The 23647-nt window shown below is 64.7% G+C and carries 19 protein-coding genes and 1 pseudogene; 11 read left to right on the forward strand and 9 right to left on the reverse strand.

Going from position 1 to position 23647, the window contains the following annotated elements:
- Nucleotides 1-174: 174 nt before the first annotated feature.
- Nucleotides 175-1137, forward strand: coding sequence for a hypothetical protein (locus Ari01nite_RS48405; RefSeq protein ID WP_203791399.1), 963 nt, complete (start codon nt 175-177; stop codon nt 1135-1137).
- 414 nt (nt 1138-1551) lie between these two features.
- Entirely contained in the window at nt 1552-2526 is a 975-nt protein-coding gene (locus Ari01nite_RS48410) for a phospholipase D family protein (protein ID WP_203791401.1), read from the forward strand.
- Between the two features lie 268 nt (nt 2527-2794).
- Here Ari01nite_RS48410 and Ari01nite_RS48415 read toward each other — a convergent pair whose 3' ends face one another.
- Nucleotides 2795-5773 (reverse strand): AfsR/SARP family transcriptional regulator, encoded by a 2979-nt coding sequence (locus tag Ari01nite_RS48415; protein WP_203791403.1) that lies wholly within the window; start codon nt 5771-5773, stop codon nt 2795-2797.
- A 109-nt stretch (nt 5774-5882) separates the two neighbouring features.
- Here Ari01nite_RS48415 and Ari01nite_RS48420 point away from each other — a divergent pair, with 109 nt between their 5' ends.
- The 4 genes from Ari01nite_RS48420 (at nt 5883) to Ari01nite_RS48435 (ending at nt 8609) form a co-directional block, all read left to right on the forward strand.
- Complete coding sequence (locus Ari01nite_RS48420; protein WP_203791405.1) at nt 5883-6026, forward strand: hypothetical protein; 144 nt, start codon at nt 5883-5885, stop codon at nt 6024-6026.
- Nucleotides 6027-6181: 155 nt separating this feature from the next.
- Complete coding sequence (locus tag Ari01nite_RS48425) at nt 6182-6526, forward strand: hypothetical protein (RefSeq protein WP_203791407.1); 345 nt, start codon at nt 6182-6184, stop codon at nt 6524-6526.
- On the forward strand, nt 6523-6981 hold the full coding sequence (locus tag Ari01nite_RS48430; RefSeq protein ID WP_203791409.1) for a hypothetical protein: 459 nt from the start codon (nt 6523-6525) through the stop codon (nt 6979-6981). Before Ari01nite_RS48425 ends, Ari01nite_RS48430 begins: the two co-directional genes overlap by 4 nt.
- A 1133-nt stretch (nt 6982-8114) precedes the next feature.
- Nucleotides 8115-8609, forward strand: a complete 495-nt coding sequence (locus tag Ari01nite_RS48435; RefSeq protein WP_239163685.1) for a transposase — start codon at nt 8115-8117, stop codon at nt 8607-8609.
- 632 nt (nt 8610-9241) lie between these two features.
- Here the strand turns inward: Ari01nite_RS48435 and Ari01nite_RS48440 are convergent.
- From Ari01nite_RS48440 to Ari01nite_RS48450, 3 genes are read right to left on the reverse strand one after another with little or no spacing between them, the layout of a single operon-like run.
- Nucleotides 9242-10735 carry a ThiF family adenylyltransferase gene (locus tag Ari01nite_RS48440; RefSeq protein WP_203791411.1) on the reverse strand — a complete coding sequence of 498 codons (1494 nt, stop codon included), beginning with the start codon at nt 10733-10735 and terminating at the stop codon, nt 9242-9244.
- Nucleotides 10732-11097, reverse strand: coding sequence for a hypothetical protein (locus Ari01nite_RS48445; RefSeq protein ID WP_203791413.1), 366 nt, complete (start codon nt 11095-11097; stop codon nt 10732-10734). Before Ari01nite_RS48445 ends, Ari01nite_RS48440 begins: the two co-directional genes overlap by 4 nt.
- Nucleotides 11094-11354, reverse strand: a complete 261-nt coding sequence (locus tag Ari01nite_RS48450; RefSeq protein ID WP_203791415.1) for a multiubiquitin domain-containing protein — start codon at nt 11352-11354, stop codon at nt 11094-11096. Before Ari01nite_RS48450 ends, Ari01nite_RS48445 begins: the two co-directional genes overlap by 4 nt.
- A 228-nt stretch (nt 11355-11582) precedes the next feature.
- Here Ari01nite_RS48450 and Ari01nite_RS48455 point away from each other — a divergent pair, with 228 nt between their 5' ends.
- From Ari01nite_RS48455 to Ari01nite_RS48470, 4 genes are read left to right on the forward strand one after another with little or no spacing between them, the layout of a single operon-like run.
- Nucleotides 11583-11981, forward strand: coding sequence for a hypothetical protein (locus Ari01nite_RS48455; protein WP_203791417.1), 399 nt, complete (start codon nt 11583-11585; stop codon nt 11979-11981).
- A complete protein-coding gene (locus Ari01nite_RS48460; protein ID WP_203791419.1) occupies nt 11978-12949 on the forward strand; it encodes a hypothetical protein in 972 nt (323 codons plus the stop codon). The genes Ari01nite_RS48455 and Ari01nite_RS48460 overlap by 4 nt, the downstream gene beginning before the upstream one ends.
- Nucleotides 12950-12973: 24 nt before the next feature.
- Nucleotides 12974-14371: a hypothetical protein gene (locus tag Ari01nite_RS48465; RefSeq protein WP_203791420.1), complete on the forward strand. Its 1398-nt coding sequence runs from the start codon at nt 12974-12976 to the stop codon at nt 14369-14371.
- Nucleotides 14349-16136 carry an AAA family ATPase gene (locus Ari01nite_RS48470; protein WP_203791421.1) on the forward strand — a complete coding sequence of 596 codons (1788 nt, stop codon included), beginning with the start codon at nt 14349-14351 and terminating at the stop codon, nt 16134-16136. Before Ari01nite_RS48465 ends, Ari01nite_RS48470 begins: the two co-directional genes overlap by 23 nt.
- Before the next feature lie 405 nt (nt 16137-16541).
- On the opposite strand, the gene Ari01nite_RS48475 is transcribed toward Ari01nite_RS48470, so the two are convergent.
- The 3 genes and pseudogenes from Ari01nite_RS48475 to Ari01nite_RS48485 all read right to left on the reverse strand — a co-directional run bounded on the left by Ari01nite_RS48475 (nt 16542) and on the right by Ari01nite_RS48485 (nt 18255).
- Complete coding sequence (locus Ari01nite_RS48475; RefSeq protein ID WP_203791422.1) at nt 16542-16949, reverse strand: hypothetical protein; 408 nt, start codon at nt 16947-16949, stop codon at nt 16542-16544.
- A 6-nt stretch (nt 16950-16955) separates the two neighbouring features.
- Nucleotides 16956-17782, reverse strand: a pseudogene (locus tag Ari01nite_RS48480) (IS5 family transposase).
- 128 nt (nt 17783-17910) lie between these two features.
- Nucleotides 17911-18255, reverse strand: coding sequence for a hypothetical protein (locus Ari01nite_RS48485; protein ID WP_203791423.1), 345 nt, complete (start codon nt 18253-18255; stop codon nt 17911-17913).
- A 326-nt stretch (nt 18256-18581) separates the two neighbouring features.
- Here Ari01nite_RS48485 and fxsT point away from each other — a divergent pair, with 326 nt between their 5' ends.
- Nucleotides 18582-21164, forward strand: coding sequence for an FxSxx-COOH system tetratricopeptide repeat protein (gene fxsT, locus Ari01nite_RS48490; protein ID WP_239163687.1), 2583 nt, complete (start codon nt 18582-18584; stop codon nt 21162-21164).
- 304 nt (nt 21165-21468) lie between these two features.
- Here the strand turns inward: fxsT and Ari01nite_RS48495 are convergent, their stop codons facing one another.
- Nucleotides 21469-21678 carry a hypothetical protein gene (locus Ari01nite_RS48495; RefSeq protein ID WP_203791425.1) on the reverse strand — a complete coding sequence of 70 codons (210 nt, stop codon included), beginning with the start codon at nt 21676-21678 and terminating at the stop codon, nt 21469-21471.
- A gap of 183 nt (nt 21679-21861) precedes the next feature.
- On the reverse strand, nt 21862-22908 hold the full coding sequence (locus tag Ari01nite_RS48500) for an NlpC/P60 family protein (protein ID WP_203791427.1): 1047 nt from the start codon (nt 22906-22908) through the stop codon (nt 21862-21864).
- Between the last annotated feature and the right edge of the window lie 739 nt (nt 22909-23647).

The raw sequence follows: 23647 nt of genomic DNA on the forward strand, positions 1-23647 counted from the left end.
GTTTAGGACGTGGGTTGGCAGGCGTTCCGAGTATCGAGGGTGACGACTCGCTGGGCGTGTGGTCGGCGGAAGTAGAGATGTCCGACGGATCGCGCTTCAGCGGCCCTGACGTTTCGCTGTGTTGGCGGGGCCTTGTTGGTCGAAGGTTGTCGTACCTCGGGCAGGATCGGCAGCGTGGATGCCAGTGATTACGCCCGCAGGCTGCCTCGGACCGACGAGGAATGGGAATCGTTGTGGGCGTCGTATGACGTTCGTCCAGTGCTGGCCGAGTTGCGAGCGGCCGGTGAGTTCGACCTGGACCGCGTCGAGTGGGGCCGGTTCCATCACTGGTACGGCCCGGCCGACGACGTGCCCGGATTGCTGCGCGCCCTGGCCGGTCCGGATCCGGAGAAGGCCGGCAACGTACGGTGGACCTTGTGGGAGACGGTGGTCCATCAGGGCGGGACGTCGGGGCCGGCCGCGCTCGCGGTGCCGTTCCTGCTGCGCATTGCCGCCGACCCGGCCGTGTGCCACCGCTCTTCAGCGCTGGCTCTGGCAGCCTGGGCCGGGCACCGTGTCAATTTCGTCGTCGAAACCCGCTCAACGTTGTTCCAGGTGGGATATCCGCTCGGCGAGATCAGGATCGGGGCGAGTGGCGAACGCAGCGACTGGGCTCTGCAGGCAGCGCGCGCGGCGCTCGGCGCCGACGCGGCGATCCTCATCGACCTGGTCGACGACGATGACCCGGACGTGCGTATCACCGCCGCCTTCGCGGTGGCTACCGCACTGAATCTGCCGCCGGAGGCAGACGGTGTGCTGCGCGACCGTCTCGCCGTGGAGCCCGAGGCTGCCGTTCGGGTCAGCCTCGTACTGGCTATCGAACAGCTCGGCGCGGACCCGAGCGAGGCCGAACTTTGGTGGCGCGACCCCGCCCGGCCCGACGACGTACGGTTCGCAGCAGCGATCGCTTGGCTGTGCCTCACCGACCTTCCTGTACCGGCCGACCTGACCAACCTGCTCGCCGAACTCGCAACACCCGAGATGGAGCAGACCATCCAGCGCGTCCCCTGGCCCAACTACCATTTCTACGACGGGCTGGAGGGCTGGCTGACCGGACTAATCGCAGGCACGCCTTCTGACGGCACCAACGAGCGTTGACCCGCTCTATCGAGCACATCAGGCGGCACGTGCCGATCGTCCAACCGTTCCCGGGCATGCTTTCTCATCGGCCGAGCAGGTGCCAAGCCCGACAGTGCCAGGTTGTCGCCGTACGGTTGATCCGGTCGGCCGGCGCTGTACCCGCAACCGCCGGCCGGCCCCGTCCAGGTGGGACCTTTGAAGTGCGCCCTCACAGCACGCACCGTGAGGACCTGAGCCAGTCGGGATGCCATGACTGCGGCAGAAGAGGACGTCGCGACGGGTGCTCGCCCGCCGTGAAGAACCGCTTCTACCACCTCCGTCAGGACGAAAGCCGGAGTCGTTGGTTCGATTCTCAAAATCGGACGATCTGTTATGGCGAGGACCGCCGCCGAAGGCCGAGACATACGCGGTGGTGTCGTGCACGCTTGACAGATGGAATCCACTTCGCCGGAGTTTCTTCACGGTGCTGCTGTGCTTGAGTCGGCAGCTAAACTGCTTGCCTCCACGCGCCAGCCAGCCCGGCTTGCCATCTCATACATCGGCCGCTCGGCACCCGAGATCCTGCGACTCAAGCCTGGGGACGTGATCGTGGTCAACGGAAGTGACAATGCCGTCAAAGCGGGTGCAACTCATCCAGGCGCAGTGGCGACATGGCTTTCCGCAGGTGTCCGCGTTGTCAATCACGAACGGCTTCACGCCAAAGTAATCGTCGTGGGCAGGACAGCGATCGTCGGGTCAGCGAACGTTTCGCAGCGAGCGGCTGGCGGGATGATTGCCGAAGCTGCGCTGAAGACCACCGACCGGAACGCCGTAGCAAACGCTCGATCATTTGTGGAAAATTTGATCAGACTCGGGGGCGAAGACATCGACCAAGACTGGGTCGAGGAGGCTATCAGGCACTTCCCGAAAGCAGGGGTCGTTCCAGCCTGGACCGAGACGGAGCCATCACAGGCCGGACCGTTCCGGCTCTGGCTCGGCTGGTGGAACGAAGTGACCGACTGGACCGATCGCGATGAAGAAGCCTACGAAGAAGCGGTCACCGAAGTTCCAGCAGCATTTCGACCCCGCGCCCGGTACACACCGATCGGCATGATCGAGGAGCCCGCCGAAGACGGGAGGTTCCGCACGGGCGACCGAATCATCATGCTCGGCCGCCGCGAGGCGCGACTCGTCGACTTCAGGAGCATTCGAGCCGTTCCTGGCAGTCGGCAGCGTCGGCTGATGGCCTTGTACCGCCGCGACCATCAGCATCCGCGCGTTACTAACGCTACGGTTCGGACCACCCTTGAACGATTGAACTCCGCTCTGCCCACCACCGAAGGAGAGGCAGGAGTTTGGCTCACTGATCCTCAGAAGCGCAGCGCCGTGCTCGCACTCTGGGGTGTCAACGATCCTGGTGCTTCCTGACAAGCGAACTCCTCCTACCGTTGACCACCCGGCGTGCGCTGTACCCGCAGCCGCCGACTCTATTCAAGCCCACCTGAAGGATCTCAATCGTGGATAAGTCGGTGCGAGCTTGACTGAGCCTGGGCAGCGTTTTCGAGTCGAGCCAATTCGCGTGGTTCCAGGCGACGGGGTGTAGCGCCGACGGGGTCGAAGGTGATGTGTTGTTGTTTCCGGTTTTGGAGGCGGGTTCGTTCTTCGCGGGCGGCCGGGTGGTCGTTCCGGCGTCGCCTCAATGTGGCTTCCGTTCGCGGGCTGCGGCCTCGGCGTGCCGGTTCTCGGTTTGGATTGCCGCTGCGAGGGAGTCCGTCCAGGCGGCCTGTGCGCCGTTGAGGTCGCCGAGCGCGTGTAGCGCGTCGCCGAGCCCGGTCGCGGCGTCGGCCTCCTCGGGACAGTTTCCGAGACGGCGGAAGTAGGCGAGGGCGTGTCGTTGCAGGGCGGCGGCCGGTTCGGGATGGTCTTGGTCGGTCAGGATCCGGCCGAGTTCGATGCTTGCCAGGGCGACGCCGAGGTCGTCGCGGGTGCGCTGTGCCATGTCCAGGGCTGCGCGAACGCTATCGGCTGCTTCGGTGAGGCGGCCCTGGGCGCGGTAGGTCGCGCCGAGCGCTGTGCGGGCGCGGAACTCGCTGCCGTGGTTGCCGATGCGGCGGCTCAGCTCGGTCGCCTCCGCGAGCCGGGCGTGGGCGTCTTGGAGCCGGCCTTGGCGCCGGTCGAGGTCGCCCAGGCCGATCAGCGCGTCGGCCTCGCCGCGCCGCCCGCCGGCCTTGCGGAATAGGTTCAGGGCCTGCGTGAGGTGGGTGGCGGCGGTGTCCAAGTCGCCTTGTTGGGTCAGCGCCCAGCCGAGGCCGAGCAGTGCGTCGCCGGCATCGTGGGGAGCCGCGGTCCGTCTGGCCCGCTCGAACTGTTCGACGGCCCGGCCTGGCCGGCCTTGATGGCCGTTGAGGTAGCCGGACTGTAGGAGCGCGCCGGTCAGCTTCGCCTGGTCTTCGTCCTGGCTGAGTAGGCCGAGTGCGCGATCGAGGAACCGGAACGCCGCGGGGAACCGTCCGGAGAGGGCGGCGGAGGTGCTCAACCCCAGCAGCGCCTCGGCCTGCTCGCCGCGGTCGCCGATGCGGCGGGCGAGTGTGTGTGCCTCGCGTGCCCGCCGCTCGAGGTCGGCCCACTGGCCGGTGTTGAGGTGTGCCTCGGCCAGGGCTGTCGCGGCGCGGATTTGCGCGCGGACGTCGCCCACCCGGCGGGCGGCCCGACGCGCGTGGCCGTGCACGGCCAACGCTGTGACGTAGTCGCCGTCGATCTGAAGCCGATCCTCGAGCGCCGCAGCGATGCCGACGGCGTGCTGCTCCCAGCCGTGGTCTGCGGCGAAGGCGCAGGCCCGGATCAGGTTGTCCCGCTCGGCGGGGGCGGCCTTGGATGCGACGGCGAGGTAGTGGTCAAGAATCCGGGTCCGGGCCGCGCGCCGGTCGTCGGGCGGGTCCTCAGCGACGAGTGCCTGCGCGTAGGCCCGGAGCAGATCGTGCATGCGGTACCGGCCGGGGGCGACGGGTTGAATCAGGTTGGCGCGGGCCAGGAGGTTCAGCCGCCGACGGGCGTCGTCGTCGGTCGTCCCGTCGAGTGCCGCGACCGAACCCTGGTCCAGGTCGTCGCCGGGGTGCAGGCCCAGGCGGCGGAAGACGCGGGCTGCGTCCGGCGGCAGGTGGCGGTAGGACCAGGAGAACACTGCGGCGACGTTCGCCTCGTCGTCCCCTCCGGCGTCCAGTGTGGCGAGGGTGAGCTCGTCGGTCAGCGCCGATAGCGGCTCGCCGGGTCGCGACGTAGCGAGCTCCGCGGCGACACGGAGGGCCAGCGGCAGCCGCCCGCAGCGGTCGGCGAGCGTGCAGGCGGCCCCCGGCTCGGCGTCCACCCTCGCTCCGACGAGTTTCCGCAGCAGTGTGACCGCCTCGCGTTGGGCCGGCAGGTAGAGGTCGAGGCGGCGCGCACCGTCCCGGGCCACCAGCCCGGCCATTGCGTCTCGGCTGGTCACCAGGGCCAGGCAGGCCGGGGTGCCGGGCAGCAACGGCCGGATCTGGTCAGGCTCGCGCGCATTGTCGACGACCATCAGGACCCGCCGGCCGGCCAACTCGCTGCGGAACCGGGCGGCCCGGGCATCCACGGTGGACGGCACGTCCGACCCGGGCACGCCCAGAGCGGACAGGAATCCGGCGAGCGCCTCGGCCGCGGACCGCGGCGGCCCCTCGGCGTACCCGCGCATGTCGATGTGAAGCTGTCCGTCGGGGAACCTGTCCCGGACGCGGTGTGCCCAATGCACGGCCAGACTGCTCTTGCCTACCCCGGCCATCCCGCAGATCACCACGGGTCCGGTCCCGTGCCCGTCGAGCCATGCCAGCTCCTGGTCCCGGCCCACGAACGCGGGCACGGCGGCGGGCAGCTGCATCGGGACGCACGGCGGGCTCACGACCACCTCGCCGCCGGGCGTCTGCAGCGTCGGGTCCGCGGTGAGGATCCGGTGGTGCAACCGGCGCAGCGCGGCTGCGGGATCGGCGCCCAACTCGCTGGCGAGCCGCCGGCGGGTGCCTTCGAAGCAGCGCAGCGCGTCGGCCTGGCGGCCGTCACGGTACAGGGCGAGCATCAGCTGGGCGGTGAGACGCTCATCCAAGGGGTACGCAGCGGCCGCCTTGGATAGGTCTGCGACCAACTCCGCGTGCCGGCCGCGCCGGAGTAGCAGGTCGGCACGATCCAGCTCGGCGCTATGCCGCTCGATCTCCGCCCCGGCGCGCACCACCTGCAGCCAGTCGCCTTCGAGCCGGGTGAACGGCTCGCCCCGCCACAGTCCCAGTGCCTGCTCCAGCGCGTCCAGGGCCAGTTGGTCGTCGTCAGCGGCGCGTGCCTCTGCGACCAACCGGCGGAACCGGTGCAGGTCGATCAGATGCGGGTCGGCGGTGAGCACGTATCCGGCTGTGCGCCGGACAATGACAACGCCGGTGCCGGCCAGCGCACCGCGCAGCCGCGACAGGTAGCTGTGCAGGCTCGCGGGGGCGCGTTGCGGCGGACGCTCGCCCCATACCCGGTCGAGCAACGCATCGACCGCAACGGCGCGGTTAGCGTCGACCAGCAGCGCGGCCAGCACGCACTGCTGCCGGGCGTGACCGGTGTCCAGGCGGCAGCCGTCGAGGCGCACCTCAAGCTCGCCGAGCACCCGGATCTCGGTCGCCATAAGCCCTGCGTACACGCCCCGGCCTGCGGATTCAAGGAACAGTCAACGATCGGCCAAAACCGCGCGGCCAGCCTCCCGGCATCAACAACCGCACACCGGAAGGCTCGAAATGACCATCTCACGCACGATCCGCATCGTCCGGCGTCAGCGGACCGCCCACGACCGCGGCGACCAGACCGTACGCGCCCGGCGAGACGCGGACCGCATCAATGCCCTATGGCAGACCGGAGTCTGGTCGGTCATGTGGCTCTGACCGCGGTTGCGCCCAGAGCCGAGCCCGGAACCGCCGCATCCGCGCAGCGCGCAGCACATAACAAGCGAGCGGTTTCCCTGATGAAGGCACGATCGCCGGCCGTCACCCGCAAAGGCGAGTTGCGCCCGGCGCGCCGATACTGGAGGGAGATACAGATGTCCGAAGTCGAGAACTTGAGTTTGGTGGTGGGATTCCTGTCCGCCACGTTCGTGATTCCGGTGCTCCAGCAGCCGGGCTGGCCCGCGCAGCGGCGGGCATGGGTGACGTTCGCGTACGCGGTCGTGGTGGGCTTCGCTACGACCTGGTATCTGGGCGAGCTTGAGCTCACCCACGTCACCGGGCTACGGCAGTTGGCTACCGCGATCCTCATGGTGCTCGTGTCCGCGATCGCCACCTACAAGGGGTTCACGAAGGAGACCGGCATCGCGCTGCGGATCGAACGAGCGACGTCGCCCGCGAGTTTGCTCGCCGGCAAACGCGGCGGCGAGGGGGCAGCATGAGCGCGATCGACGTCGTCGTCTCCGTCGGTATGTGGATCTGGGCCAACAAGGACAGCGTTGGCTTGACGTGGGCCGAGATCTTCCACGGCGTCACGAATGTGAAGCGGTGGCGGAACGAGACCGACGAAGAACTCGAAGTGTGGAAGTTGGACGGCGGCGAGAGCCGACAGGACCACTACCGCATCCCGCCCGGCGGGACCGAGGAGGCGGACATGTGGATTCCGTGGGCCGACGACGCCTCCCAGTACGCTGTGAAACACGCGGTCATCCTGATCGGTGGCCGGCCACTGGCGTACCTCTGGCAGAACGGGACAAAGATTCGGTTCAACACCAACGACGAATTCGTGCCCGGTGGGCAGGCGGTTCCCGGAGCGGCTAAGGCTGGCGGTAACCGAACAATCCTGGTCAAGAAGGATGCACACGGCCGACTCGGCTTTGCGATCGGCGGCTACTGACGATTCGCTACACGACTGGCGGCCCAACGCGCGTGCGACGGACCGCCAGTCGTGCTCAGAGCGGCGAATAAGCGAGGGTAACCAGGGCAACAATTTCCGGGTCCCGCCGAGTTCAGGGCGTCAGATCGATGTCCCAGAGTTTGCTGTCGTTTCGGTGCCAGAGGCTCTGCGCGGCGTGTTCATACCCGTGTCCCAGCCCGGACACAAGCCGAAGGATCCCGACCGCCGGATCGCTCGCCGAACGCCGAAGCTCGATGACTTGAAACGCGGTCACACTCTCACTGTTAAGTAACCTCAACCTCTTCATGGCCTAGGCGCGATCAGCCTCAAGGTCGGGCGAGTTCGTGGGGTGCCACGCACCCAGCTGGCATCGCGGGCCCGCTCATGCCGTCGTCGTCACGGCGCAGGCACGCCCCACTCTCGATCGCACCGTGCCGTCGGGCCGGTCAGCGGGCGCTGTTGCCGCAACCGCCCGTCGTCGCCCGGCGACCTCCGAGCTCACCGGAAGTACGCATTGTGACTTGTTGACAGCCGGCGCGCGCCATCATCGCGGCATGACAGCACGCCTGATCTTGCACTGCCGAAAGCTATTACTGATACTGCTTTGATCGACTCCTCCAAGTCCACGCTTGGAGGTTTTATCCAAACCCTGTCCGCCTCGTGAAGGGCCTAAATGGGATTACTGACCTGCGAAGAGATTGCTATAGATTGATTCTCGGCCGCTCTATCTGTCTCAGCAGATTCTCCCGAAACGCCGTGATTTCAAATTTGAGGTCCTCCCGCAAATCATCCAACGACAAGCCTGCCAGATCCTGAAGTGATTCAGATTCAGCTTCACGGGCGCCAAGACGTGGCGATGCGTGCCCCGCCCTCGTGATGGACGGCGGCTTCCCGCTCACCGAAGTCACAGTCCTGCCGAGACTGCCTTGCTCGGACTTTGCGATCATCGCACGGTAGGTTCTGGGTGAATACGAAGGCGGCCAGACGGATTCACCGTCGTCAGCCAGCCGTCGTTTGAACCAATGCAATGAGAAGTGCCCTGACGACGTTAGCTCATGCAGAATGTTCTGAGCCGCAACGTACGGCACCCCATAACTGGCGGCGTATGAGCGTACCGCCTTCTTGAGAGGGCTGTGCGTCATATCACGAAAGTCCTTGTCGTTGGCGCTGCCCGCCTGCTCGGCGACATCGGTGACATCACCCGGTTCGGCAGTCGCGCCCACTTCGCCTCCTTCAACGGCACCGCACCGATCGACGCCTCATCAGGTGACCAGAACAGGCACCGGCTCTCCCGGGCCGGGAACCGGCGCATCAACCGGGTCCTGCACATCATGGCCGTCGTCCAGCTACGCCACGACACCGAAGGCCGCGCCTACTTCCGCCGCAAACTCGCCGCCGGCAAGACCCCGATGGAAGCCATGCGAGCGCTCAAACGACGCCTGTCCGACGTCGTCTACAAACAGATGACCGCCGACGCCAAACGGCTCCAGACGGGCCCGGGAGGACACGCGGGGGCGACTCTGCAATCCAGCGCGGCCGACCCAATCCCCATAGCCGGCACTTCGGACAAGTCACTTCCCGGACCCGCTGAACCACAGCCTAGAACACCCCTCAAGATCAACAGTTGACACAGAGGGGTGCCAAATCCGTGCACGTGACCATGTCGGCGTCTCGGACTATCCGCTACGTAAAGTGACTCTGTGCAATGTTTGAGTGTCATCGCTCCCGATGTGGTGGGCGGTCGTTGTTCTGGTTTGTCGGGAGCGAAGCGTCGTACTTCGCGCGTGGTGGTGGTGGGGGCGCCGAGGATCGCGCCCTTGACGGACGCGGACCGGCGGCAGGCGGGTTGCTGCGTTTGACCGCACTGACTCACGAGTTGGTGGTCGGGCGACCGCGGCCGTAGCGCCGATGCCGGGCGCTATAGCGGACGACGGACGATGAATGCGTCAGGGCGTGCGTCGGCGGACGGCCGGTAGCGTCACGATTGGCCCCTGAGCTGCGGGTATACGGTTCGGGTTCTGCCACGTATGGTCCACGAGTAGTCGTTATCGAACCGGATGCCCTTTTTGGGTATCCGGCTCGTCTTGCTTGAAGGCCCTCCGACCTGCGGTTATGTGGAGACGAGGGCGGTTCGTGTCCAACTATGGTTCGGGCGGCTCGGCCTTGAGTGGGTGGTTCTGCCGGGCGAAGCGTCGTCCGTACCGCTCGCGACCGCAGGCTTCGATGTTCCGACCATCGCTGTGGGTCGGGCCGGGGAGGCTCAACGCGCCCATACGCGGTTCATGGCCCTAGCGGCCTGCTCGACTGCATGCTGCGCGGTCCGTCCTATCCGCACTCGTGCCGTACGTGCGAGCCGCTGCCGTTGGCTACGGGCCTCGTCTGCTGCTCGGTGGTCTGCCGTGAGTTTGGAGCGTCGATCGCCTTGACTGACCGCTTGTTCGTATGGGCAGGCGTCAAGCGTTTCCTGTGGGAGGTGTTCCAGAGTGTGCGTGGACAGGGAGAATCGTAAAGGACTCGGGGCGCCAAACCCGCCGGGCGTGACGGTGAGGCTGATGAATTGGGCCAGCATGGAAGCAGTGACGGACGGTGCGAGCAGAGACACGTTCTCGCGTGAGGGGGCCTTGATGCCAGCCGTTCTGATGTAGGTCTGGTCGTCGAGAAGTCCCGCGCGGTCGCGTGCGACTTGAGCGCCGTCTATCTGGCCAGTGCATTGCATGCAGGGCCGTCCTGGGGTGATGACGTGTGCCCGCCAGGTCGCGTTGCGCATCCCGCCTTTGGGAAAGGGATCGATAGCCAGGCCCCCGTCGATGACGGGGATGAGATCGGTGTAGGCGATCTGGTTAAGCACGGCGCGGGCCCATGGCCGGTCCACGCAGCTGAAGATCACGTCATAGTCCAAAGCCGTGCGGAGCCCAGCCGGTTCGCAGACGCTGAGTTCGTACCCGTCGAGTTTCGGTGTGGCGGTGGTCGCTGCAGCTCGCATCGCTCGCATCGCTATGTAGACCTTGCTCCTGAACAGTGCGGCGTCGAGGCGACTGGCGGTGATGAGCCGGTCGAGATTGAGGATCTCTACGGTGTCGAAGTCCATGACCGAAACCTGTTGAATGCCGACCTGAACGAGGCGGATCGCTAGATTGAGGCCGACGGTTCCGACACCGACGACGAGGACGCGGAGCCGGGCCAGGCTGGCCTGCACGGTGTCGCCCCAGGCCGAGACGGTACGGACCTGCGCCGCAGTCAGTGCGGGAGCCGGACGGATGGTGTTGTTCCAGGTCATGCGTAGGGAGGGTCCTGCGACGCGTACGCTCTCTGCGTCGCAGTTTGCGCCATTTTCCTGCCAGAACCGCGCGGACCAAGCCGCATCCCCCGCGATCGTCATGCCGAGAAGGGGCAGTCCGGTGATGGTTTGCGCGACGCGGGCGTACGACTTCTCGGTGTCGTGATCGGTGCCACTCATACCCTGCCAGCCGGTGCCGGTCGGGTGTGAGTGCATGAGCGCGATGCCGAGTCCGACCTTGGCGGCTTCACTCGCAGCCCGCACCACGTACTGCCCGGTGAACGAGGCATTGCCGTGAACACTACGTTCGCCCGATTGGGGCAGAACAAGTCTCGTTAGCGCGGCGGCACTGCGGGCCTGCCCTGTTGATGGGGAGTACAGGGCGAGGCACACGTCCTCCTGCCCGTCTACTCGCAGGAGGTGGTCACGGGCCTGGACGTCGAGGTCGGCCGTCATAGCCGCGGACAGCCGGGTCATACGGCGCCCCCGAGGACACCTCGAACGTGCGCGAGCCACGCGGCAATCGGTGTTGCCGCGGTGCCCCACGCCTTGATGTCTCGAGAATGGGAGGACCACCCCGGCATGGGTGACTCGCCCTTGTTCGTCTGCGCGAATGCCACATCACCGGGCACATGGATCCAGTGCGGAGGCGCCGCCGGCCACGGCGCGACCTCGTCGAGGATCACGCCGGTGCGCACCTGCTGACCGGCGAGAGCCCCCGTCACCGGGGTCACGGTGTATGTCACCAAACCCGTGGTCACCGCGGGGGTGGCCCCGTAGGAGTCGAGCGCGGCGACGAAAGCGTCGACCCCGGTGGCGGCAATGATCTGTGTGGTCACGCTACGGTGCCCTGCTGGTTGACGCTGACGAAGACGTCGCCGTTCTTGACGTTGACCCTCTGCTCGTCGCGGAAGGTCTCGACGTGGCCGTGCTTGCCGACCCGGGTGAGGTCGTAGCCGGCCGCGGGCAGGCCCGCCAGAGCAAGCAGCTCGGTTGCCCTGAAAGGGCGATCCTCGATCGTGAACGGCTGCCCATCGATTGTGATCCGGATCTTGCGGTGCTGCTCGGCCCGCGAAGGCTCGGTGCTGGCGGCCATGGTGACTCCTTGGTCTGGGATCCTGTAAAGGCGGATCCGGGTGGGGGTCATTCGCCCAGCCAGGACGTCGCACCTGATCTCTGTGTCCGATCCAAGCCTCAGCTACTTTGCGTAAGTCATTGCATACGTGAAGTAATGCTGCGGTATCCGGACAGACCGCCGAGGTGCGACGTCTGGGTGCAGCAGGGGCCTTCCAAGGGCCGAAGTGGCGGGAGGGCTCACGGCGAGATGTCGAACAACAGGAGGCGGTCGCACGCCTGGCTCGCCACGGCGAAAGGGGAGCCGGGCGAGCCCTTCCTACCGAAAGTCGGCGAGCTGTACCTGATCACCACGACAATCTTCGCTCTAGGTAACGATCCAGGTGCCTCCCGGCCCGGTGTCGTCATCGTGGTGCCGGCTGAGCCGGGATCCCGCTTCCCGATCGAGGTGGTCACCCGAACGTCCCGGAAGGTGCCGGGAGTGTCGCATCCCGCTGACCGGAAGCTGAGTTCCCACCTAGACAAGGACGGCGTTTTCTCCACCCTGACCCAGGTCGAGCAACAGCTGTGGCGCCCGGAGAACGTCATGCGGCTCGGCGTCCTTACCGACCCCTACCTTTCGGAAGTGTTGAGGCGGTTCGCGTCATGACCCCCCGTGAAGAACTGATCGCCGACCGCCGGATCGGTCCCGCAGGGGCGGAACTGCTCTATACGACGGTCCGGCTCGTGGCAATCGGAAACGGATTTCCGCCACCTGAAGGCTCCACCAGGTGGGATAACGACGCCGTGACCGAGGCGGCCCACGACTTCCTGCAGGGCGAGCGAGGGTCGAAGCGGCTGCTCGACGTAACCCTCCGGTCGACTGACGACGTCTCGTTCGCACGCCTGCTGGATGCCGCGGTCCTGAACTTCCTGCGGGACCTTGCCAGAGGCACTGACATGGGCAAACTGATCGTGCGAGTCAAAGAGATCTTGCATGACGAGACTGACTTCGAGGTGGTTCCCGGACCACCGGATCGCTGGACGTTGGCCGGCAGTCCGCGTGCTGCCAGCGGTGCGAGCGCCAGCGACTTGGCCTCGGCGACGGCCGACGTGGAAGTAGCCGTGCCCAAATGGACAAGCGCCCGACGCGACGGCCCACTTGCCGATCGAGCGTCTTTCGTTCGTTTGATGACCAGGGTCCTGTCGACGGCGGTCGGAAGCCTCACAGCAGTTGACCTCGCCCACGCCCTGACGGCCCGCCTTGATCATCGCAGATCGGCCTATACCGTTGAGCTGGACATACAAGAGCAGGTATCAGAACCGGGCTGGCTGGAAGGCGACCCGGCCACCCACACGGAGGCCCAGCTACGCGCCAAAGAGATCTTCGACTCGCTCAGCGACCGCGAACGCATCATCGTGCCGACGCTCGACACGAACGTGCGAGATCTCGCCAACCTTATTAACGCCGGCAAGACGCAGGCGGCGCACCTTCGTCAACGACTGCTGGACCGCTTGCGCACCGAACTGGCCGACGACGACCAGCCGGACAGCACCGCAACAATCTTGTGCGAGCTTTGTGAGCAGTGGATCGAACGCCGGACAGCAGGGGAAGGTGCAACGTCTGATGACAAGTAAGCACCACGAAAGGGGTGATGACCGGTGACCATCCACGTCCATCCCTCATCCAGCGAGCTACTCGCGGCCATCCACGAACCTGACCGCGTACCGCTGGTTGTCGAACACGTCGGCGACTGCCTCGCCTGCCGTGTTCGCCTGTCCAGGCTCCGTGAAGCAGCCGAACCGGAGCCCACCGGCGAAGGGACCTTCCAGCGCATCATGGCGGCATCGACGCCGCTACCCGACGTGATCACGGGCCTGGTCACCGTCGGCACGAACGAGCGACCCCAGCCCAATCAAGTCTGGCGCATCGGCCGAGACGAAGCGCTGCTCGCATGGGTCCGTCGCATCTTCGACGACGGCGTCGCTGAAGTCGTCCCACTTGTGCTCGACAACGAGCTCGCAGACCAGCACAGTGTCCTGATCAGGGCTGATGCCACACCGGTCGGGACCGAGATGGCAGCAATCGTCGCCGTGCGCACGCACATCCACGTCGGAGCCTTCCTCAACCGCATCGGTGAGCTCGATATCAGCAGAGAGGTCGCCGAAATCCTGACCGCGGTCAAAGAGGGCCGCCGGCCCAGCGGTATTCCCGTGGGACCACCCATCGAAGATGACGACGACCAGCGTCTGGAATACCGCCAAGCCTTGCGGGACCTTCTCGCCCGGCTGTCACCAAGCGCCTGGCTTGACGACGAAGCCGACCCCGAATCGTCGAGCCACGAGGCGCCGGCAGCCAACCTCACGGAGTCCTACGCAGGCGGACTCGATTCCATCAAGGAGCAGCTCAGTGAAAGACTGAGAGGCATCCACATTGCCGATAGCTTGCCGGTGACTGTGGCAGTAGGAAGCCTCGCGCACGCGACCCGAATCTTGAATGTCACTTACCTCGACGCCACGGTTATCGTCGTTCAACTCCACGTAGACGATGAGGACCCCGCAGAACCGGACAACGCATCCCTAGCGCAGGCGTGCGCGTCATTCCTGGAAGGTGAGCCAGGTGCCGATGCGGTTGCTGTTGCCGTACGACAGGAAGGGTGGCCGACCCGACTATTCCCGTCGTCGTACCTGCGAACGGCGCATCTATTACCCACAGGTGTCATCACGGGGCCGGAACCCTCACTCAGCGGCCTCGGGCTGGTCGACATTCTTTGCAAGCATCTCGATGGAACTTCCCGTGCATGGGAGCTACTGGACGAACCTGCACGCTCAAAGATTGGAACAAAGAGCATTCGTCAAGTGGCTGTAGGTCATGCCGCAAGCTCGATCGAAAAAATCACAAAAGATGGAAAACGCGCCCTTCAGGTTGCGAAAAAGACGGCCTGGCAGAGCCTGCCCGACGATCTAGATCAACAGGTAGCCAATTTCGTGGCAGCAGTTGCCAGAAACGGCGTAGAGGAAGCCATGGCCGACCTTCTTGGAGAACTTTCCGGTGATTAGGCGACTGACCCTCAAGAATTGGCGCAGCTACAAGGATTTCACCATCGAAATCGGGCCTGGTACGACGTTTGTGGTCGCCACCAACGGCGTCGGTAAAACATCCCTGATCGAGGCTGCGCGGTGGGCTATATTCGGTGCCAATAGTACAAGCGTCAACGCCGTTCGCGTCGGCGCCGAGGCCGCTACCGCACGGGTCGAATTAGAGCTTCCTGATTTACGTGTTCTCGCTATTGAGCGAACCCTTACCCGCAACACGCGCAGAAGAAGCGTGCTCGACATTCGCCTGGACGGCACGCCCATACCGGAAGAGGAAGTCGGACGGCAATTCATCGACGCGTACGGAACCGAGCCCGAATTCCTAGCAAGACTCGCCATGCCACCTGCGGACAAGTCCAGTGACACACCATCTCACCTAGGATTGGAAGATCATCTAGGTCGATATTACGGCATCGACGGTCTAGGTGCGGCAATAGAGCACCTCAAGAAGCGCGATTCAGCCATTGCTGCGGAGATCAAGAAGATCAAGGCAGATAACTCCTCTGACGCTCAACGCCTTGATCAGCTACTGGAAGAAGAGAGAACCGCTAAACTCCGCGCCGAACAAGCTAACGTCACTCATCAAGCCCTCAAGGGCCGGGCCGAGCACGCAAGAGAGATGCGACGCCGAGGCTCCGAATTTGCCGCATGGGCGATCAGAAGCGAAACAAGAAGAACCGCCGCTGAGCGTCTGGCGGAGCGCATCTCGGTGGAGCTCGGCCGCAGTGTTCCGGCGGAGCTGCTGCAAACAGCGATCGACGAGATCCTCTCGAGTGTCGACGAGGGCATAGAACGTGTTCGCGTGGAGATGGCTGTCAATGAATCCCGGGAGGCGCAGCTAGAAAGCAACGATAAGGATCTGCTGGCTGCCGACCACGACTGCCCGATCTGTCGCCGCCCTCTCGACGGAGCGACCATCGCATCGGCACATGAAGCCAATGCGGATGAAATCACCCGAATCCGGACAATGATGTCCGACCTCAAGTCCACTGAAGCTGATCTGCTTGAGCGTCGCCGGCGTGCGAAAGAAGTCCTCGGTGAGTACAGGAAAATTCCTCATCCAGGCCCAGAGCCCGAGAGCCCCGAAGGCGTTCACGATACACCGGACGCAGATGACATTGAGGCGCAACTTGAGAACGCGTTCGGTCAACTGGTAGAAGCGCGGACGGCTTATCAGCACGCCACACGTGAGCGTGAGCGAGCGCAAACGGCTGGTGAGGCAATGGGGAGGCTGGAGTCTCTGTTCCGGAAGAATGCCGTCCTGACAGCAGCAATCGCGGCCACTGAGGCGACTCGGAACGAGCTTCTCACGGATACGATTCGTCCCCTTGCGTCCGAGGTGAGCCAGCGCTGGCAGGCGCTGTTCCCAGGCCGAGGCCAGCTTGAAACCCGCCCGGACGGTCAGATCACCCGATCCGTCAGCGGACACCAACTCGACTTCGACGCGTTTAGCACCGGGGAAGGTATGGGCGCCACCATTCTCGTACGCCTTCTCGTGGCACATTTCGCCACGTCCGTCAACTTCTGCTGGTTCGACGAACCACTCGAACATCTCGACCCCGACGTCCGCCGCCAGGTAGGAAACGCTCTTTCACGCCTCGCCACGGGCACCGGACCGTTCCGGCAAGTCGTCGTGACGACCTATGAAGAACGACTTGCACGCCACCTCCAAGCACGGGACCCAGAACACGTCAAGCTACTCGACGTGCGTCAGCCACCGGAGCGATGACATCCCGGGCGGCCCTGTTGGAGGAAACCAGCAGTAGGCGGCTGTCGCCGCGCTGGTCGTCATGATCCATGAGTGGTGGTCAGGCGACCGGGGCCGTAGCGCCGTTGCCGGTGAGGCGGATCAGGGCGGCGACGCTACGGCACGGGTGGTCGCAGAGATGGTCAGGATCTACGGTGACCTACGGCTGGCAGCGTGACGATTGGCCCCTGAGCTGCGGGTATGCGGTTCGGGTTCTGCCACGTATGGTCCACCGCGGTTCGATCCCCGTCCGGTCCACCGCGGTTCGATCCCCGTCCGGTCCACCGCGGTTAGATCCCCGTCCGGTCCACCATAGTTGGCAGTGCGCGAACCGCGCTGTCCGTGGTTTGTTGATCAAAGGCTGGCCTGAGAGGGCGGTCCGGGAGGTTATGTCCGTTCCGGGTTGAGGGTGAATAGGCCGGGTTGACTCTCGGTCAGGATCTGTCGGTTGACCAGGCGTTTCAGCTTGGCTCGGATGCCTTCGGTGTCTTTGGGCTCGGTGCCGATGCCGAGTACGCGGCACACGTCTTTGGCGCGCAGGCCACCGCGGTCGGGGGTGAACACGGCGAGGATCTGCTGGTAGGGCTCGCTGATGACGGCCGGCTCGGATGCGGTCACTTCATCTTCGAGGATCTTGGTCAGCGTTTGACGGGTGGTGGCCAGGTCGGCCAGCGCTGCGTCGATGGCGGCCACCTCGGCGGCGAGCTTGGCCTGCTGCTGGAGTAACTCGTCGCGGGCAGCCGACGCGGCCGCCTCACGGGCGGCGATCAGGTCGAGAACGGTCGTGGTGTTCACGCCCGATCACCGCCAGGACGGTGTGCTCGTGCCGGTCAGCCGGCGCACGAGGTTGGCCGCCGAGGCCCACAGCGTGCGCGACACCGACGACTCCGGGCGACTCTCGTACTCACGCACGAGACGCCGGTGCAACATCAACGTGCCGTTGACCTGCTCGACCACCCACCGTTTTCGCGATCGGCACGAACCCGGGCTTGGTGTCGGATCGCTTGACCACCTCGACGTCGACACCGAGCACAGCACCGTGGATGCCCAGGTCGTGCTTGAACCCCGGCGTCCACCCACGCCCGGGTGACGGTCGGGGTGTGCTCGACGACCTTGTCGAGCAGGCGGACGCCGATCACGGTGTCGGTGACCGACGCCGCGGTCACCACCACCGCGATGATCAGCCCCAGAGCGTCGACGGCCAGCCCTCGTTTACGGCCTGGCACCTTCTTCCCGGCGTCCTTGCCGGTCGTGGCGGCCGGGACGTGGTTCGCGGCGCGGATCGACTTGGTGTCCAAGATGATCGCTGACGGATCTTCCCGGCGGCCGGCTTTCTCTCTTGCCTGGCAGCGCAGCAGATCGTGAATGGCCTGGTCGGTGCCGTCGTCACGCCACAACGCGAAGTAGTAGTACGTCGCGGACTTCGGTGGCAGGTCATGTGGCAGATAAGCCCACTGACAGCCGGTCCGGTTCTGATAGAAGATCGAGTTCAAGATCTCCCGCAACGAGTAGCGGCCCTGATGCCCCGATACCGACGGATGCCTTGCCTTCCACGCGTCCAGGAACGGGCCCACCACCGCCCACTGCTCATCAGTGAGGTCGCTGGGATACGCCTTCCGCTCGCCCATGACCTGCTCAACCAGCATGCCCACCGATCAGACATCGGCGCAGCTCGAAGGTCACGACATCGAGCGATGACGAACTACGGAAAGCTCACAAACCGCCCTCTGAGGATGCGGAAAATCTGGGTCAGAACTCAAATCTCGTATATGCCAGCCGGCAACTTGGCCGAATCGGTGCCGGGCGCCGAAGCGAGGACCGGCAGCCCTGTCACGTCGGTGGTGACTGGATGATGCCAGCCCACATCCATGCTGATCGCCGCGGCGACCTCGTTCGCATCGAGTTCCCAGATCTCGTCGGGATGATCCTCGGGCTTGCCGTCCAGGTCTCGGCGGGCCAGCCACTCACGCTCTGCGCCGAGCAGGCCGGCGACGCGGACCAACCGCGAGCGCTCTACCTGCTGGCTGCGACCGAGATCATCCTGGAACGCTACGACGACGCGACCGCGGCACTCGACCAAGCGCGGGCCGGGGTCCGACACCAAACCGATCCGTGGTATCCGGCCCGGCCACCCCGGAGACCCGCGCGCTGCTCCTGGCCCGCGCCGCCGAGCAGCGGCGCCTGCTCAGCCTGCCCGGGTCCTACTGACTCCGCGTTCGTGCTCGGCCACGACCGCGTCGGCGTGATTTACCCCGGTTCTGCGCTTAATCCGAGGACTGACCAGGGCTCGCCGCAAGAGTGGCTAAATGCGTCGCCTCGCGGCGCGGGCTGCACTGTCGGCAGTCTGCGCCGGTCCGGAGCGGGCGATTAGTGGGGCCTCGCACGCGTCATCGATTGCGCCGGGTAGCCGCGAAGGAGCAATCTGTGATGATGAGCGCGGCCAACCGGGTGGGCAGGGTGGACTTCTTCGTCAGCTACGCCGGCTCGGACCGGCCATGGGCTGAATGGGCAGCGCACCAGTTGGAGGTGGCCGGTTACAGCGTCGAGTTGGACGTTTGGGATTGGGAGGTGGGTTCCAACTTCGTGCTGAACATGGATGGCGCTTTGGAGAGGGCAAGGCAGGTTCTTGTGCTGTGCTCGTCTGCCTATTTCGACCGGGAGCGTTTCACCACCGACGAGTGGACAGCGGTACAGGCCGGAACCTTGGACCGTGACGGCCCGCGTCGGTTGGTTCCGGTCCGCGTCGAAGATGTCAGGCCGCCGCGGATCCTTGCCCCGTTGATCTATAGGGACCTGTTCGGACTGGAGGAAGACTCGGCTCGTGCAGCGCTGCTCGAGGCGGTCGGTGGCTCTCGGCGCCGACCCACGTTGCCGCCGTTTCCTAGCGCGCCGCCGGCGGTGCAGACAGCTTCTCCCCGACTGCCAGGAGTACTGCCGAGCGTGTGGAATGTGCCGCGCCGCCATCCGGCCTTCACCGGCCGGGAAGCCCTGCTCGCGAGGTTACGTGATCGTCTGACGTCGGGAAGCCGAGCCGTGGTTCAGGCCCTACACGGCATGGGCGGCGTCGGCAAAACCCAGCTGGCAATTGAGTACGCTCACCTGTTCGCTGGCGAGTACACGCTGGTGTGGTGGATCAACGCCGAACGAGGCGAGCTGATCGATGAGCAGATCGCCGCCCTCGCGACGGCGGCGAACTGGGCGAACGCCAGCTCTACCAGAACGGCCACCGCGAAATACGTCCTTGATCGGTTACGCACCATGAGCCATTGGCTACTGGTGTTCGACAACGCCGAAGACGCTGATCAACTGGCCCTGTCACTGCCGTCCGGTCAAGGTCACATCATCATCACATCTCGCGGCAATCACCTCACGGGACTCGCGGCACCGATCCCGATTGACGTGTTCACCAGATCTGAGTCGCTGGCCATGCTGAAGCAGTACCTGCCCATGACAACTGACGACGACATGGACGGTCTGGCCGCGGCGGTGGAGGACCTCCCGCTGGCACTGACACAAGCGGCCAGCCTTATCAGCGAGACCCGGATGACCGTGCGAGATTATTTGCTCGAGCTAAGACAACACGGCGCCGAACTGCTCTCCGTAGGGAAACCACCCGGCTACCCTGTTCCACTCGGCGCCGGCGTCGAGACATCACTGCGCAGTCTGAACAACGAGGACCCTGCCGCCGTGCAGTTGCTGCACCTGTGCGCATTTATGGCTCCGGAGCCGATTCCTGTCGTCTGGTTCAACGCCGCTCCAGTTGGTGTCCTCGCGGAGCCGTTAGCCACCGTCGTTACGGGCCGCCTAGCGTTCCGGCGAACTCTTGGCCGCTTGGCCCGATTCGGACTTGCACGCATCACCGAGACGACCGTGCAACTGCACCGCTTCACTCAAGCAGTGCTGAGAGACCAATGCCACCGCGCTCCGGGCAATCAAGATCAGCATTGTGTCGAACAGATCGCGGCGGCTGCGGTACCCGCCGATGACGTCGGCAACCCAGCATCGTGGCCCTCCTGGGCCGCACTGCTACCTCACCTTCTTGCACTCGATCCCGCCAATGCTGGCCCGGAACTACGATCAGCCGGCCTCCAAGCGGTACTTCACCTGGGCCGCAGAGGCCAATTCCAGGTAGTAAGCGACATCCTGCAAATCTGGCACGAGGCTTGGCTTAACCGACTAGGCCCCGAACACCGGGACGTACTCGCAGCGGCACATCACCTGACCGCCCACCTCCGCGAACTCGGCGAATACCAAAGAGCCCGCACTCTCGGCGAGGAAACACTGGCAGTTTCTCGCCTTAGCCTGGGCGACGACCATCCCATCCCTCTGGGCCAGACCAGCGAACTTGGAATAATCCTATACGAAATGGGCGAGTACGAACCAGCCCATAGCCTCGTCGAGAGTGCCCTAACACGTCGCCGTCGAGTCCTCGGTGAAGATCATCCCGACACGCTTATGTCTGCCCACCACCTCGGATTAATCCTGTCAGCGGTCGGCAAGCACGACGAGAGCCTAAGCTTGAACGAAGACACGGTGGCTCGCCGCCGGCGCGTGCTCGGTGACGACGACCACCTGCACACCATCACCGTAACGATCAACCTCGCAGAAAGCCTCCGCCACCAAGGCCAACATGACCAAGCCCGCCTAATCGACGAGGAGAACCAAGAACGTGCCGTCCGCGTCCTCGGGCCAGATCATCCAGCCACGCTCATGATCGCTCTCAACGTCGCGGCGGATGTACGTTACCGAGGTGATCCCGCAGAGGCCTACCGTAGAGACAAGGACACCGTTTCTCGAACGAAGACGACGTTAGGCGAAGACCATCCGGAAACCCTCTACGCAATGGAATCCCTGGCCGCCGACTTGCGAGCCCTTGGCGAATATGAACAAGCCCGCCAACTCGATGAGGAGACCTTAAGTCGTCGCCGTCGCGTCTTGGGAGAAAATCATCCCGATACTCTTCAATCGGTCGAACATCTAACTCTCGACCTCCACGAATCGGATTCCTAGGAACACATATATCTCCGAATGGGCTCAAGGCCGAAGTAATAAACTGTCATCGGCATGATCGGATGCACTATTCTCGGCAAATCCGGACGCCGCCGGGTCGCCAACATGACTGACTGTAGTCGATCGTTGTAGAGTAAACTCGGCCGCGAGCCCGCGGCTGCACTCGCAGATGTTGATAGCTGCTGTGTACTCGGTGTCGCACGCGGCTCTGCGCTCGAAGCGTCCGCCGGCAGGCGTGTCCGTCCGTGAGTGGTCGTGGCGGCGTCCCCTCGGGCCAGCGAACCTTGTCCCGTGACCGTTTCTGCTATTCAAAGATTGTCCGCAAGCGTTGTGACGTTGAGCTGCCAGCCGGAATCACCGGCCGTGAACAGCTCCGCTTCCGCAGCGCGGGCGGGACCGGTGTGAGCAGAGCGATCCACGCGTCCCTGACCGCAGGATCGCGCAGACCGTGGTCAGGTTCGTCGTCGAAGGTCGCTGCCTGACGATCCCAGATCGCCGCCGCGTCGTTGCTCATGGCGCAGAGGATGCCGTTCCCCGATGGGTTGCCTCAATATCGGCGAGACAAGGCAGCCGGCCGCCTGTCCCACCTATCTGAGGCACCGCAGCTTAACTGCCTGCTCCTGCCTCATGATCAACGAGATAGGACAATTTAGGCGTCACTTGCGCCTGCCATATGTTGCATCTGATGCAATAATTCCTACTGTCTCAATCGGTAGAGGCCCATCGGGTATCTGCCGAAGTAGGGGAACGGGATGGCGCGGTGGTGAGTTCCTCCATCGCCGGACTGTTCGTACCCGAGGTAGCTGGTCTTTGTGGCGTCGGTCCAACGGTCGAAGAGCACTACGTGGCCGCGCAGGTCGGGTGCGGTGTTGATCAGCAGGTCGCCTGCTCGGAGTTGTTGTTTGCTGATCGGTGTGGAGGCGTTGGCTAGGCCCGCGGTGTTGAGTCCGGGGCCGTCGAGGCCGAGCGCCATGGAGACGTAGCCTGAGCAGTCGCGGCGGTAGCCGCGGAACCAGTTGGTAGGGTTCCCGCTCGATAGGTAAGGTACGGGTCCGCCGCCCCAGGCGTGCAGCCACGTTTCGGCGCGGGCCAAGACATATGGGGCGCCGCCGATGCAGCCCCGTGGGCCTGTTGACGGGTATGAGGCGGATCCGGTGAGGCACGGGTCAGGGCAGGCGCCGAGGCCGTCCAAGGACGGGTCGGATGCGTTCGCGCTGATGGTTGTTGTTGTCACGAGCATTGTGGCGTCGGGCTCCCATTTTGCATACGCGTCCGGGTAAGCGGATATCTGTACGCGCTGGCCGGCGTCGGTCAACTCCAGATTTTGCCAGTTCGGAATGGCAACGAGTTTCTGGTAAAATCTCCGACTGGCGTATATCGGGTCGAGTAACTGTATCGGTGTTCCCCATCCTTGGCTGGGTCGTTGTTGAAACAGCCCGAGGGAATCGCGGTCGCCGTGGTCGATGTTGTATAGCGTGGACTCTTGCAGGGCTACCGCGACGGCGATGACCCAGCCGCGGACGGGTATGCCGTCCGTGGCGCCGACGGAGATGATGGTGGCGGCGTTGGCGACTTGCTCGCTGTCGTAGGACCTGACCGTAGCGGGGTGTGCGGAGCTGCCAGCGAGGGGCATGGTGCAGGGTGAGCCGGCGCCGCCGCCGAGCAACATCGCGCCGCCGGTGGCGCACAGCGCCACGGTTCCTATAGCGACAGCGAACAAGGCGTACAGCACTCGTGTAGTCACAGGCAATTCCTTTCTGGCGATGGATGGTGATGGCATACAAAGGGATGACGGTTCTTTTACGTGTCCTGAGAAACAAAAAAGGTCCGCGGTGCGCGGCCGGCTGGCGATGAAAAGAAAACGGCGCTACTGCACGCAGCGGAAGTGAGAACCAGGAGGACAAAGAGTGAGCGCCGCGCTCTACGAACCGGACTTGATTCATCGGTAGTGGAATCTCCGGTCAGGTAAGAACGCCGGCCCTGACGAGCACGATCAGGGCGAGATCGCCATTCCTGAAGGAATGCGTCGTACGGCGCGGGCTGGTGGCGGTGGACGTCTTTGATGGCCAGCAGGACCGCGACAGTGGTGCCGGCGTGGTTGACGACGGTGACGAGCTGGGTAGCGGGGAGGTTCGCGCCGAAGGCGACGGCCAGGCTGGGCGTCTTCGTTCCATGCCGTTGCACACGCAAAGGTGGAATCGCCCGGGCAGTCGACCGGTGCTTGGCGGCAGCCACGGTGAAAAGGGCATCCCGCGTGACTTGGCAAGAACGTGGTGCCGGATTCTCGCGCTGCCGGAAGCCGGTCCGACCGGGCGCCTGCAACATGGACATCGTCCGTGTGCGGGCCGACGGCTATGACTCCGGGCGCAGCGGGCGATAACGACAGGTGTCGTGCGTTGGCCGCAGGCGGTACGCAGCGACCGTCGGACCCAGCGGTGTGTGCGGAGATCGGCCTCGTCTCACAGAGCCGGCGATTACGCCTG

The organism is Paractinoplanes rishiriensis (assembly GCF_016862375.1).
Lineage (GTDB): Bacteria > Actinomycetota > Actinomycetes > Mycobacteriales > Micromonosporaceae > Actinoplanes > Actinoplanes rishiriensis.